This is a genomic window from Micromonospora sp. H61 (assembly GCF_018070325.1).
In the GTDB taxonomy this organism is placed as follows: Bacteria; Actinomycetota; Actinomycetes; order Mycobacteriales; family Micromonosporaceae; genus Micromonospora; species Micromonospora salmantinae.
Genome location: NZ_JAGPXY010000111.1, coordinates 1 through 12,566 on the forward strand (window position 1 = coordinate 1; position 12,566 = coordinate 12,566).

The window sequence follows — 12,566 nt, forward strand, 5'->3', positions numbered from 1 at the left end:
GTATGGGGGTGGGGGTGCCGGCGGGGGGTGGAGGATGGCGGGATGGGACGGGCAACTGATCGACGGGGCGTACTCCGGATCGACCTGGACGCGGCGACCGCCGGGCGCGGGTCGGTCCGCCGACCGGACACGCTGGCCGTGGAGGAGCCGCTGGAGATCCGGGTCGGCGCGGCCGGCCCCGGCCGACGCCAACCGCTCGCCGTCACCATGCGTACTCCCGGCGACGATCTGGACCTGGCCATCGGGTTCCTGCTGACGGAGGGGCTGATCCGGTCGACCGACGACGTGTTGACCGCGCAACTCTGCGCCGGCGCGGAGACGCCGAACACGTACAACGTGGTGGACGTGGTGCTCGCCCCCGGCGTACCGGAACCGACCACCGACCCGTCCCGGAACTTCTACACGACCAGCTCCTGCGGGGTCTGCGGCAAGGCCAGCATCGACGCGGTACGCACCCGGTCGCTCTTCCCGGTCGCGGCCGACCCGCTCAGCGTGCCGGCCACGCTGCTCGTCGAACTACCCGACCGGTTGCGCGCCGCCCAGCGCGGCTTCGACCGGACCGGCGGGCTGCACGCGGCCGGCCTGTTCACCCCCGACGGTGAGCTCGTGGTGCTCCGGGAGGACGTGGGCCGGCACAACGCCGTGGACAAGGTGATCGGCTGGGCCGTGCGGGAACGCCGACTGCCGCTCGCCGGGCACCTGCTGCTCGTCTCCGGGCGGGCCAGCTTCGAACTGACCCAGAAGGCGTGGATGGCGGGGTTGCCGCTGCTGGCCGCGGTGTCCGCCCCGAGCACCCTCGCCGCCGAACTGGCCGACGAGGCGGGCATGACACTCGTCGGCTTCCTGCGCGGACGGACCATGAACGTCTACACCGGGCCGCACCGGATCACAGTGGAGCAGCCAGCCTGACCCGAGCGGCCCGTCAGCGACCGATCCGGTCGATCAGGTCGAACAGGGCCAGCCGTGCGGCGGCATCACGGGCGATCAGGAAACCGGCGATGCCGAGGATCCAGCCCAACGCGCTGCCCGCCTTCGTGACGATCCAGGTGTTCAGGCGGGCCAGCACCGGCTCGACCAGTCGCGGGCGGGCCACCCTGGCACCCAGCAACAACACCGCCGGCAGCACCATGACCAGGCAATATCCGGTGAGCAACCCCACCACGCTCGCCGCTCCCACCCCCGAGGTGGCCAACAGGCCCACCGCACCGAGGTACGGAAGCATGGTCGCCACCTCGGCGAGCGCCGCGAGCAGCGCCAGCCCGACCAACCAGCGGGCCGAGGAATCTCCGGCGGTGGCCCGGTCCCGCCAGCGCAACACACCACCGGTACGGGGACGCCGCTTGCCGTCGTAGCGGAAGCTGAGCGCCAGCATTCCCACGCCCAGGACGAGTTGTGCCCAGAGGACGCCCCGGTTGTCCAGGGCGCCGCCCAGCGCGTCGCCCAGCCTGCTGCCTCCCCAGACCAGCAGCAGCCCGACCCCGAGGTAGAACACCGCGATGGTGGCGAGGTAGCCCAGGATCCGCCGGACGTTGACCGGCCCGGGGGCGAGCAGCAACCAGACCGGAATGAAGAGGGTGCCGATGCTGGTGCTGTCGATCAACGCCAGCCCGGCCAGCGACAGCAGCAACTCGGGGGTCATGTCGTACCAACGCGGAGAACGGTCACGAGATCATTCTCCGGCGGCGGTGAGCCTGCCGCGTCGGCCGTGGACAGGAGCAACGCGTACATCCTTCGACGGAGGGCGTGCAGGCCCGCATCGCCGACGCCGTCGCGAACCGTCGAAGGCCGCCGAGGTCCTGGGCCGCGACGAGGGCGACCTCTGGCCCGACCTGTTCAAGCGGCGGGGTGTTTCGGTATCGGGGACACCCCGACTTCCAGGAAGCCGAGTCGATCCTCGATCTACCGAGAAGCCGCCGGCTATGCGGCTACGATCTCGACGGCACCGCGGGAGATCTTTACGTCGAACTCCATGCCGGTGCCCTTGGAGAGCTTGACGAGGGTCGCGATCGACGGCGGCTGGTCGCCCGACTCCAGTCGCGCGATGACTGACTGGGTCATCCCCACCTTGCGAGCGAGCGCGGTCTGGGTCAGCTGGTTCTCGGTGCGGTATCCCACGATGCGGAGCGCGACCTCACGCGCGAATGCTGTCCGATCCCACTCTGCGCGGAACACCGGGTCCTGACGGCTGACATCGCCGATGACCTGCTGCGAGGTCTTGAGTTCGGAACGTTTCATCACTCCGCCTCCACGTCCTTGGTCCTTCGCTCTGCGGCTGCGACGGCCCGGGCGAAGTTCCGCTGACTGACGCTGGCTTCTGGGCCGAGGCTCTCCAGCTTTTCGACGGCGTGTCCGATTGCCGCCTGCTCGATCGCGGGTATGGCTCGCAGTTCGGGCACGGCCTCTGGGTGGAAGAGGACTGACCAGAGCCGACTATAGCGAAATTGCGATACGGCTGCTGCGGAGTCTCCCGCATCTGGCTCGTCAGCGGCGGCCACGTCGGCTCCGTTTGCGGGGCCGGATGACACCAGGCATGCCGACCGACGGCCAGCCGTCCAACTCGGCCGGGGGCACGCCCCGCCGGAGCAGGTCGTCCAGCAGCAGGGCGAGCGAGTAGTCAGGGTGCAGGCTCAGCGTGCGTTCGAGCGCGACCGCCGCCAACGCGCCCTGTCCGGCGCGCCAGGCGGCGAACGCCAGCAGCGCACCCGGCGCGGCGGCCACCTCCGGCTCGGCTCGGCGCAGCACGTCGGTCCAGAGGGCGATGTCCCGGTCCCGGCCGTCGGTGCGTTCCCACGCGTGATCGCGGACCGGCAGGTGGGTCATCAGCAGGCTCAACCAGGCCGCCTCGTCGTCGTCGAGCCGCTCACCACGCCGCTGCCGGCGCTGGGCCTCGCGGACCGCCGCCACCCCGGCGGCGCGCAGTGCCCGCGCCCCGAGCAGGTCGCTCTCGGGTGCCTGCTCGATCAGCTCGGTCAGTCTCAGCTCGGCGCGGGCGGTGGCCGTGCGGGCCGCCTCCCGGGCCGGGCCGTCCACCGGTGCCACCTGCGCCACCAGGGCGGCCCGGTCGGGGAGTGCGACCTGACCGGCGAAGATCGCCGAGGCGGTCACCCGGTTGACGGTCGGGTCGTAGCGGCGCCCCTCGGGCGGGCAGCAGTCGGGCTCGGTGCAGAGGTAGGACCACCAGCGGCCGTCGGTCACCCGCAGCGCGTCGAGCACGTGCAGCCCGAAGTCGTTCAACGCGTCGCGCACCGCGTCCACGGCCGGGGTGACCCGCTCCGGTTGCCCGTAACCCACAACCGTGGCGGCCTCGGCGCCCTGCCGGCGGATCACACCAGCCAGGTGCACGGCCAGCCCGCCCAGCTCGGTCGGCTCGGGCAGGTCCGCGCGGGCGGCGAAGACGATCTGTCGGCCGACCAGCGCCACGGCGACCACGCTGTCGGTGGGATGAAAGCCGAGCAGGTACGGCACAGCGGCGATCAGGTCGGCGGGTGAGCGGACGGCGAGCTGAGGGCGTTCGGTCGAGGTCATGTCGGAAGCCTGCGGCGGGCGTACCAGGCCCTGCCACCCCTGTGGACGACACGCGGCTTATCCACAGTTACTGAACGTGTTTTCCCTGCTCGCGCCACACCTGCGGGTGCGGAAAGAGCGCCGATGTCGTCGGGCGACACCTGGCTGTCGTAAGGAGCGGTTACCGTGCGCTGATGGACCTGGCGTACCTGCGCGCGCATCCGGCACACCTACCGACCTTCCGGACCCATCAGCGGCTCCGGGAGACGCCGGTCGCCGGTGGAAACATCTGCGCGGCCGCCCGGCTCACCCTCGACGACGGCCACTCCGTCTTCGCCAAGTCCTGGCCTGAAGACGCCGACCGACCGCCGCCGGAGGGCTTCTTCGCCGCCGAGGCCGCCGGCCTGCGCTGGCTGCGGGAGGCGGGCACTGTCGGCGTACCCGAGGTGATCGTGGTGTTGCCGGAGCTGCTGGCGCTCGACTGGGTGGAGCCCGGCGAACCGACGCCGGAGGCCGCGGAGCGCTTCGGCCGGGAGTTGGCCGGGCTGCACCGGGCGGGCGCGACCGCCTTCGGTGCCAGCTGGCCCGGGTTCATCGGCTCGCTCCCTGCGGACAACACCCTCACCGACGGGCGCTGGTCGACCTGGTTCGCCGAGCGCCGCCTCGCCCCCTACCTACGACGCTCGGTCGACGGTGGCGCGTTGACCAGTGCCGATGCCGCTCTGGTCGAGCAGGTGATCGGTCGCCTCGACGGGCTCGGCGGCGACGAGCCGCCCGCGCGCATCCACGGCGACCTGTGGCCGGGCAACGTGCTGTGGGGGGTCGACGACCGCGCCTGGCTCATCGACCCGGCAGCGCACGGTGGGCACCGGGAAACGGATCTCGCCCAGCTCGCGCTCTTCGGCGGCATCCCCCACCTGGATCGGGTGCTGGCCGCCTACCAGGAGAGTTGGCCGCTGCCGGACGGCTGGCGTGACCGCGTGCCAGTGCATCAGCTGCATCTGCTGCTCGTGCACACCGCACTCTTCGGTGCCACTTACCGAGATGTGGTCGTCCAGACCGCCCGTGCCGTCCTGAGCCGGGCCGAGCGCGCTACGGTCGACAGGTGAGCGCCGCCCCGGGGACCGACGGCGTCCTCGTCGACCGGTATGGCCGCGTCGCCCGGGACCTGCGCGTGTCCCTCACCGACAAGTGCAACCTGCGCTGCACCTACTGCATGCCGGCGGAAGGTCTGCCCTGGCTGGCCGGCCCCGAGCTGCTGACCGACGAGGAAATCGTCCGGCTGGTCCGGGTGGCTGTCGAGCTGCTCGGCGTGACCGAGGTGCGGTTCACCGGCGGTGAGCCGCTGATCCGAGCCGGGCTGGTCGACATCGTGACCGAGGTCGCCGCCCTCGCACCGCGCCCCCGGGTCTCGCTGACCACCAACGGCATCGGCCTGGACCGGCTGGCCCCGGCGTTGCGGGCGGCCGGCCTGGATCGGGTGAACGTCTCACTGGACACCCTGGACCCGGACCGGTTCACCAAGCTCACCCGCCGCCCCCGCCTCGACGCGGTGCTGGCCGGGCTCGCCGGGGCGGCGGCCGCCGGGCTCAACCCTGTGAAGATCAATTCAGTGCTGATGCGTGGTGTCAACGAGGACGAGGCGCCGGCGCTGCTCCGCTTCGCCCTCGAGCACGACTACCAGCTGCGGATCATCGAGCAGATGCCGTTGGACGCCCAGCACGGCTGGGCCCGCGACACCATGGTCACCGCCGAGGAGATCCTGGCGTCGTTGCGTACCGTCTTCGATCTGAGCCCCGACCCGGCCGAGCGCGGCGCGGCACCGGCGGAGACCTGGCTGGTCGACGGAGGCCCCGCCCGGGTCGGTGTGATCGCCAGCGTCACCCGCCCCTTCTGCGGGGACTGCGACCGCACCCGGTTGACTGCCGACGGTCAGGTCCGCGCCTGCCTCTTCGCCACGGAAGAGTCGGATCTGCGCGCCGCGCTGCGCACCGGCGCGGACGACGGCGAGTTGGCCCGGCGCTGGCGTGCCGCGATGTGGGGCAAGCGCGCCGGGCACGGCATCGACGACCCCACCTTCCTCCAGCCGACCCGCCCGATGTCCGCGATCGGAGGCTGAGCGTGGAGGGGCCACAGCTGACCATCCGCTACTTCGCCGGCGCCCGCGCCGCCGCCGGTCGCGCCGAGGAGGCCATCCCCGCCGGGCGGTCACTCGACGACCTCACGTCCGAGCTGACCCGGCGCCACGGCGACCGGCTCGCCGGGGTGCTGCGGGTGGCGAGTTTCCTCGTGAACGGCGTCACCTGTCATGATCGTCAGGCACCCCTACCGGCCGGGGCCACGATCGATGTCCTGCCCCCGTTCGCGGGCGGCTGAGGGAGGCGCACGCAATGATGGCGGTTCTGGGGTTCGTGGCTGTCCTGGCGCTGGTCACCGGTCTCATCCACCTCTACCTGTGGAAGCGGCTCGTTCGGGACACCACCACGCCGGGCCGTTGGCGACGGGTCGGTGGGATCGCCGCCCTGGTGCTGGCCCTGCTCGTGCCGGTCACCCTCGCCGGAACGCAGGCCGGGCTCTACTGGCTCGCCTGGCCGGGCTACCTGTGGCTCGCGCTGATGTTCTACCTGCTGGTCGTACTGGTCGTGCTGGAAGTCCCGATGCTGGTCGCCCGGCTGGTGCTGCGTCGCCGGGTGGTCGCCGCGGAGCCCACCACCGCCGCGCCCGAGCCGGTGCTGGTCGGTGCCGCCGGCCCGACCGAGCCGCCGGCCGCCGGCGCCGTAGCGGCACCGGACCACGACCCGTCCCGTCGGTTGCTGCTGGCCCGTGGGGCGGCCATCTTCGCCGGCCTCACCGCCACCGGCGTCACCGGGTACGGCATCCGCACGGCGCTGGGCCCACCTCACCTCGACCGGGTGCGGATTCCGCTGGCCAAACTCCCCCGCAGCATGGACGGTCTGCGCATCGCCACCGTCTCCGACATCCACCTCGGCCCGCTGCGCGGGCGGGCACACACCGAGCGGATCGTCGCCGCGATCAACCGGCTCGACGCGGACATCGTCGCGATCGTCGGTGACCTGGTCGACGGCTCCGTGGCCGAACTCGGCTCGGCCGCCGCGCCGCTGAGCGACCTTCGCTCCCGCTACGGCAGCTTCTTCGTCACCGGCAACCACGAGTACTACTCCGGCGTGGAGGAGTGGGTCCAGGAGGTCGACCGGCTCGGTCTGCGGGTGCTGCAGAACCGGCGGCAGGAGATCCAGGCCCGGGGCGGTGTGCTCGACCTGGCCGGCGTGAACGACCTCACCGGGGCGGGCACCGGCCTCGCCGCCGGGCCGGATTTCGCCGCCGCCCTCGGTGACCGCGACCCGAGTCGACCCGTGGTCCTGCTCGCGCACCAGCCGTTGGCGGCCAAGGAGGCAGCCCGCTACGGCGTCGACCTGCAACTGTCCGGGCACACCCACGGTGGGCAGATGGTGCCGTTCAACCTGGCCGTCAGGCTGGAGCAGCCGGTGGTCAGCGGGCTCGGCGAGGTCGACGGCACCAAGGTCTACGTGACCAACGGCGCCGGTTTCTGGGGGCCTCCGGTCCGGGTCGGGGCGGAGCCGCAGATCAGTCTGGTCGAGCTGCGCTCGGCATAGCGGAGGTCACGTACGCGCGTGGCGGCGGGTGGCCGGCGCGACGGGCGTGACAGGATGCGGCGTGCCCCCGTTCAGCGCCGTACCCCCCGGTGGCCTACCGCCATTCGTCGCGGACCTGCACATCCACTCGAAGTACTCGCGCGCGTGCAGCCGTGACCTCACCCTGCCGAACCTCGCGTGGTGGGCCCGGCGTAAGGGCATCGGCCTGCTCGGCACCGGCGACTTCACCCACCCCGCCTGGTACGACCACCTGCGGGAGACGCTGCGCCCGGCCGAACCGGGGCTCTACCGGCTCGACCCGGAGGCGGAACGGGACCTCGCCCGACGGCTGCCACCCCGACTCGCGCCGAACGCGGAGGCGGACCCGGTCCGTTTCATGCTGAGCGTGGAGATCTCCACCATCTACAAGCGGGACGACCGGACCCGCAAGGTGCATCACCTGATCTACCTGCCGGATCTGGACGCGGTGGCCCGGTTCAACACCGCGCTGGGCCGGATCGGCAACCTCGGCTCCGACGGCCGGCCGATCCTCGGACTGGACTCCCGCGACCTGCTGGAGATCACCCTGGAGGCCAGCCCGGACGGATATCTGGTGCCGGCACACATCTGGACTCCCTGGTTCTCCGCGCTGGGTTCGAAGTCCGGCTTCGACGCGATCGCGGACTGCTACGCCGACCTGGCCGAGCACATCTTCGCCGTGGAGACCGGGCTCTCCTCCGACCCCGCCATGAACTGGCGGGTCGGCAGCCTGGACGGTTACCAACTGGTGTCCAACTCGGACGCGCACTCGCCGCCGGCTCTGGGCCGGGAGGCGACAGTGCTGACCGCCGAACGGGACTACTTCGCCGTTCGGGAGGCGCTGCGTACGGGTGACGGCCTGGCCGGCACCATCGAGTTCTTCCCGGAGGAGGGCAAGTACCACGCGGACGGGCACCGGCTGTGTGGGGTCAACTGGTCTCCGGAGCGCACCCGGGCCGCCGGCGGGCGCTGCCCCGAGTGCGGCAAGCCACTCACCGTGGGCGTCCTCAGCCGGATCGAGGAGCTGGCCGACCGCCCGGACGGGCACCGGCCGGCGCACGCCCGGGACGTCACCCACCTGGTGCCGCTGGCCGAGATCCTCGGCGAGATCAACAAGGTGGGGGCCCGGTCGAAGAAGGTCGAGGGGCGGCTCAACGAGCTGCTGGCCGCACTCGGCCCCGAGCTGGAGATCCTGACCGCGACGCCGCTGACCGAGATCGCGCAGGCCGGTGGTGAGCTGCTCGCGGAGGGCATCGGACGGCTGCGGCGCGGCGACGTCCGCCGGGTGCCCGGTTACGACGGCGAGTACGGCGTGATCACGCTCTTCGACAGGGCCGAGTTGGGCGCGCAGGAGACGCTGTTCGACGTACCGGTGCCGGCGCAGCGGCGACCCGCGGAGCCGGCTCCCCGGGTTCCGGCCAAGCGCCCGGCGGCGGCCAAGGCGGAGCCGAAGCGGAAGCCGGTCCCGGCGCCCGCGCGGCCGATCGCGTCGCCGCCGTCTCCGCACGAGCCGTTCGAGCCGATGCTCTCCGGCATGGAGGAGGTCGGCACCGGCCTGCTGGACCGACTGGACGCCATGCAGCGGGTGGCCGCCTCCGCACCCGGCGGTCCGCTGCTCATCGTGGCCGGTCCGGGCACCGGCAAGACCAGGACGCTCACCCACCGGATCGCGTACCTCTGCGCGGAGCTGAACGTCTTCCCCGAGCACTGCCTCGCGATCACGTTCACCCGCCGGGCCGCCGAGGAGCTGCGGCACCGGCTCGACGGCCTGCTCGGCCCGGTCGCCGAGGACGTCACGGTGGGTACGTTCCACGCTCTGGGTTTGACCATCCTGCGGGAGAACGCCGGCGCGGCGGGTCTCCCGGCCGACTTCCGGATCGCCGACGACGCCGAGCGGGCGGCGGCCCGCACCGAGGCCGGCGACGACAGTGCCGCGTACGTGTCGCTGCTGCGCAAGCAGGACCTGGTCGACCTGGACGAGTTGGTGAACCTGCCGGTGGAGCTGCTGCGGGCCGACCGGAAGTTGGTCGAACGGTACCGGGACCGCTGGCGGTGGATCTTCGTCGACGAGTACCAGGACGTCGACGAGGTGCAGTACGAGCTGCTGCGGCTGCTCAGCCCCGCCGACGGCAACCTCTGCGCGATCGGCGACCCGGACCAGGCCATCTACTCGTTCCGGGGTGCCGACGTCGGCTACTTCCTGCGCTTCTCCGAGGACTTCACCGACGCCCGACTGGTCCGGCTCAACCGCAACTACCGGTCGTCGGCCCCGATCCTGGCCGCCGCCGTGCAGGCCATCGCGCCGTCCTCGCTGGTCCGGGGCCGGCGACTGGACCCGGCCCGGCTCGACCCGGAGGCCCCGCTGGTCGGGCGCTACCCGGCGGCGTCAGTGGCCGAGGAGGCCGACTTCGTGGTGCGTACCGTCGACGACCTGGTCGGCGGGTTGTCGCACCGTTCGCTGGACTCGGGCCGCATCGACGGCCGGTCCACCTCACTGTCGTTCTCCGACATCGCCGTGCTGTACCGCACCGACGCGCAGGCCGCACCGATCGTGGACGCCCTGACCAGGGCGAACATCCCCGTGCAGAAGCGTTCCCACGACCGGCTGCGGGATCGGCCCGGGGTGGCGGCCATCGCCCGCGAGCTACGGCACGCCGACGGTCTGGCCGGCTCGCTTGCCGCCCGGGTGCGGCTGGCCGGTCAGGTGGTCGCGGAACGGTTCGCCGTGCCCACCCTGGACGGCGCCAGCAGCGCGGTCCGTCCCGAGGACGTCCGCTCGGCAGTGGACCTGCTGACCCCGCTGGCCCGACGCTGCGGTGACGACCTGGAGGCCTTCCTGTCGCAGTTGGCCACCGGCGCGGAGGTGGACGCGCTCGACCCGCGCGCCGAGGCGGTCACGCTGCTCACCCTGCACGCCGCGAAGGGCCTGGAGTTCCCGGTGGTCTTCCTGGTCGGTGTCGAGGACGGGCTGTTGCCGTTGCGCTGGCCGGGCTCGACGCCCGACGAGGACGCCGTCGCCGAGGAGCGCCGGCTCTTCTTCGTCGGCCTGACCCGGGCTCAGGACCGGCTGTACGTCAGTCACGCCGCCCGCCGCACCCGGCACGGCGCCGAGCGCGACTGCGCCCCGTCACCGTTCCTCAACACCATCGACCCCGGCCTCTTCGAACGCTTCGGCGAAGCCGAACCCCGCCGCCCCAAGGACCGCCAACTCCGCCTGATCTAACCGCCGGTCCCCTCATGCTCCGTCGATCTTGCACTTTCGGTCGTCGTTGTGCGAGGGATGCACCTTATGTCGGCGCAGAGACGGCAAGATCGACGAAGTTGGGGGCGGGGGCGCGTCAGGTGAGGAGGGGGGCGAGCCAGGCGCCCACCAGCAGGGCCGGGCCGAGGGGCAGCAGGGTGTTCCGGTGCACCTTTCGGGCGGCGAGCAGGCCGAGCACCAGACCGCCGTGCAGCACGTGCGGCAGGAGCAACCCGGTCAGCAGGGCTTCCCACCCCAACCAGCCGAGCGGCAGGCCGAGGACGGCGGCGAGTTTCACGTCCCCGAAACCCAGCCGTGAGCCGGGCAGCAGGGCCAGCAGCACGTGCGCCGCGCCCGCGACCGTCGCGCCTCCCAGCGCGCCGAGCAGCCGGCCGGGAGTGCCGGCCAGCAGCGCCGCGGTGGTCAGCCCTCCGAGGGCCAGCAGCCCGGCGACGAGGACCAACGGGTCGGGCAGCCGCAGACAGGCCAGGTCGACCCGCGCCAGCACCAGACCAACCGCCGCGACCGCGAGGATGACCGGCAGCGCCGGGTCGTCACCCACGGCGACGGCAAGGCCGACAAAGACGCTGGCCGCCACCATCGGGTCGACCCAGGGCCGCCGGACCGGACGCGGCGGTGGAAACGCCAGTGGCCGCGGGTCCGCTGTGGCGAAGCGCCGCGACACCAGGGGTACGACGAGGCCGACCAGCGCGCCGAGCAGCGCGATCGACACCAGCGCGGTGGCCGACATGGGCCGGACGTTACTGGCGGTCGCGCACCGGGGTGTCCCCCGATCGTGAGCCCGTGCCCGCCCGACGCGGCCGTTCGGTGGTCACCACCAGGGCGACCCCGGCGACGATGACAGCACCGCCGAGCAGCACCTGCGGGGTGATCGGCTCGGCCACCAGCAGCGCGCCGAGCGCCACCGCGACCGCCGGGTTCACGTAGGCGTACGTCGACACCAGCGAGATCGGCGCGTTGTGCAGCAGCCAGACGTACGCGGTGAAGGCCACCAGCGAGCCGGCCACCATGAGGTAACCCAGCGCCAACCAGGACCGGGTGCTCACCGCCGCCGGGTGGAAGTCGGCCAGTTCGCCCCGACCGGCGGCGACTGCCACCAGCACCAGCGCGCCGGCCATCATCTCGTACACCGTGGCCACGAACGGGTCGGCGGGCATCCGGATCCGTCCGGACAGGAACGACCCGACCGACCAGGAGGTGGCCGCCGCCACCACTGTCAACGCCCCGACCAGCGGTACCGCTGCCGAACCACCGCCCGGCAGCACCAGCAGGATGAGGCCGACGAAGCCCACTGTGACCCCGGCGAACGTCCAGATCGGCGGCCGATCCCCGGTGGCCGAGCGCAACAGAACCACCAGCAACGGCACCGTGGCCACCAGCAGCGCGGCGATCCCGGACGGCACCGCCACTCCCGGCGGCCCCGATTCGGCGAGCACCACCAGGCCGTTGCCGGCGGCGAGCAGAAGCACCCCGACCAGCGCGGCCGAGCCGAGTTGCCGTCGGTCCACCCGCAGCGCGCCGGGGCCTCGACGCAGTCGCAGCACCACCGCCAGGACCAGGCCGGCCACGGCGAACCGGAGCGCGGCCGACAGCAGCGGAGGCATCGTCTCCACGGTGATCCGGATGGCCAGATAGGTCGACCCCCAGAGCACGTAGACCACGATCAACGCTGTCCAGATCACTGTCGGCGTGCTGCTGGCACGACGGCCGGCGAGGGCCGTGGCGCTCGGTGGAGGTGAGCTCATCAGTGGACCACGCTACGGTGACCCCGGAGCCCGCGTCGCGCTTTGGTGGCCGGCCTCTCACCACTCGTGCAGGAGGGCGGCATGACGAACTACGGACAACCGGGGAGCGGCCACCCAGGGCCGTGGCGTGGGCAAAGACCCGACGAGACGCCCGGTCGACCGGCGCAACAGCCCTACCCGCCCGCAGCGGAGCCCTACCCGCCCGCCGGCCCGTCGTACCCGCCCGCACCGCAGGGACGACCTGGGCCGTACGGGGGCCCACCCAACCCGCCCTACGGTGCGGCGCCCGGCGCGCCCTACGGCGGCGGGACCGATACGCCCTACGGCCACGAGCCCCGCACGCCCTACGGCGGCTCGTACCAGCCGGCCCCGCCGACCCCGACGTACGGCGGGCAGCCGTAC

Annotated in this window: 12 protein-coding genes and 1 pseudogene; 7 read left to right on the plus strand and 6 right to left on the minus strand. The window is 72.5% G+C overall.

The genetic code is table 11. The annotated features are described in order from the left end of the window. Nucleotides 1-42: 42 nt before the first annotated feature. On the plus strand, nucleotides 43-909 hold the full coding sequence (gene fdhD / locus KBX08_RS30850) for a formate dehydrogenase accessory sulfurtransferase FdhD (RefSeq protein WP_210787226.1): 867 nt from the start codon (nucleotides 43-45) through the stop codon (nucleotides 907-909). A gap of 13 nt (nucleotides 910-922) precedes the next feature. Here the strand turns inward: fdhD and KBX08_RS30855 are convergent, their stop codons facing one another. The 4 genes from KBX08_RS30855 to KBX08_RS30870 form a co-directional block, all read right to left on the minus strand. Continuing rightward, on the minus strand, nucleotides 923-1,639 hold the full coding sequence (locus KBX08_RS30855) for a GAP family protein (protein ID WP_210787229.1): 717 nt from the start codon (nucleotides 1,637-1,639) through the stop codon (nucleotides 923-925). 278 nt (nucleotides 1,640-1,917) lie between these two features. Then, nucleotides 1,918-2,235 (minus strand): helix-turn-helix domain-containing protein, encoded by a 318-nt coding sequence (locus KBX08_RS30860; protein ID WP_210787230.1) that lies wholly within the window; start codon nucleotides 2,233-2,235, stop codon nucleotides 1,918-1,920. After that, the gene (locus KBX08_RS30865; RefSeq protein WP_210787232.1) at nucleotides 2,235-2,495 is read right to left on the minus strand and encodes a hypothetical protein; all 261 of its coding nucleotides are present in this window, start codon (nucleotides 2,493-2,495) and stop codon (nucleotides 2,235-2,237) included. Before KBX08_RS30865 ends, KBX08_RS30860 begins: the two co-directional genes overlap by 1 nt. Then, complete coding sequence (locus tag KBX08_RS30870; RefSeq protein ID WP_210787234.1) at nucleotides 2,482-3,525, minus strand: DUF4192 domain-containing protein; 1,044 nt, start codon at nucleotides 3,523-3,525, stop codon at nucleotides 2,482-2,484. Before KBX08_RS30870 ends, KBX08_RS30865 begins: the two co-directional genes overlap by 14 nt. 173 nt (nucleotides 3,526-3,698) lie before the next feature. Between KBX08_RS30870 and KBX08_RS30875 the strand changes: the two genes are divergently transcribed. From KBX08_RS30875 to KBX08_RS30895, 5 genes are all read left to right on the plus strand, one after another. Next, nucleotides 3,699-4,613, plus strand: a complete 915-nt coding sequence (locus tag KBX08_RS30875; protein WP_210787236.1) for a fructosamine kinase family protein — start codon at nucleotides 3,699-3,701, stop codon at nucleotides 4,611-4,613. Beyond that, nucleotides 4,610-5,623 (plus strand): GTP 3',8-cyclase MoaA, encoded by a 1,014-nt coding sequence (moaA, locus tag KBX08_RS30880; protein WP_210787238.1) that lies wholly within the window; start codon nucleotides 4,610-4,612, stop codon nucleotides 5,621-5,623. The genes KBX08_RS30875 and moaA overlap by 4 nt, the downstream gene beginning before the upstream one ends. Before the next feature lie 2 nt (nucleotides 5,624-5,625). Beyond that, on the plus strand, nucleotides 5,626-5,880 hold the full coding sequence (locus tag KBX08_RS30885; RefSeq protein ID WP_210787240.1) for a MoaD/ThiS family protein: 255 nt from the start codon (nucleotides 5,626-5,628) through the stop codon (nucleotides 5,878-5,880). Nucleotides 5,881-5,894: 14 nt separating this feature from the next. Then, a complete protein-coding gene (locus tag KBX08_RS30890; protein WP_210787242.1) occupies nucleotides 5,895-7,139 on the plus strand; it encodes a metallophosphoesterase in 1,245 nt (414 codons plus the stop codon). Nucleotides 7,140-7,200: 61 nt separating this feature from the next. After that, on the plus strand, nucleotides 7,201-10,380 hold the full coding sequence (locus tag KBX08_RS30895) for a UvrD-helicase domain-containing protein (protein WP_210787244.1): 3,180 nt from the start codon (nucleotides 7,201-7,203) through the stop codon (nucleotides 10,378-10,380). A gap of 115 nt (nucleotides 10,381-10,495) precedes the next feature. On the opposite strand, the gene KBX08_RS30900 is transcribed toward KBX08_RS30895, so the two are convergent. Then, nucleotides 10,496-11,149: a prepilin peptidase gene (locus tag KBX08_RS30900; RefSeq protein WP_210787246.1), complete on the minus strand. Its 654-nt coding sequence runs from the start codon at nucleotides 11,147-11,149 to the stop codon at nucleotides 10,496-10,498. Nucleotides 11,150-11,159: 10 nt separating this feature from the next. Then, nucleotides 11,160-12,164, minus strand: coding sequence for an EamA family transporter (locus tag KBX08_RS30905; protein WP_210787248.1), 1,005 nt, complete (start codon nucleotides 12,162-12,164; stop codon nucleotides 11,160-11,162). Between the two features lie 81 nt (nucleotides 12,165-12,245). On the opposite strand from KBX08_RS30905, the pseudogene KBX08_RS30910 reads away from it, so the two are divergent. Further along, nucleotides 12,246-12,566: pseudogene (locus tag KBX08_RS30910) on the plus strand (hypothetical protein); the annotation flags it as partial.

What these genes read in the sequence shown, in the direction of transcription:
- fdhD (WP_210787226.1), top strand. Translation starts at nt 43, where the DNA reads ATGGGACGGGCAACTGATCGACGGGGCGTACTCCGGATCGACCTGGAC.
- KBX08_RS30855 (WP_210787229.1), bottom strand. Translation starts at nt 1,639, where the DNA reads ATGACCCCCGAGTTGCTGCTGTCGCTGGCCGGGCTGGCGTTGATCGAC.
- KBX08_RS30905 (WP_210787248.1), bottom strand. Translation starts at nt 12,164, where the DNA reads ATGAGCTCACCTCCACCGAGCGCCACGGCCCTCGCCGGCCGTCGTGCC.
- KBX08_RS30860 (WP_210787230.1), bottom strand. Translation starts at nt 2,235, where the DNA reads ATGAAACGTTCCGAACTCAAGACCTCGCAGCAGGTCATCGGCGATGTC.
- KBX08_RS30875 (WP_210787236.1), top strand. Translation starts at nt 3,699, where the DNA reads ATGGACCTGGCGTACCTGCGCGCGCATCCGGCACACCTACCGACCTTC.
- KBX08_RS30870 (WP_210787234.1), bottom strand. Translation starts at nt 3,525, where the DNA reads ATGACCTCGACCGAACGCCCTCAGCTCGCCGTCCGCTCACCCGCCGAC.
- KBX08_RS30890 (WP_210787242.1), top strand. Translation starts at nt 5,895, where the DNA reads ATGATGGCGGTTCTGGGGTTCGTGGCTGTCCTGGCGCTGGTCACCGGT.
- KBX08_RS30900 (WP_210787246.1), bottom strand. Translation starts at nt 11,149, where the DNA reads ATGTCGGCCACCGCGCTGGTGTCGATCGCGCTGCTCGGCGCGCTGGTC.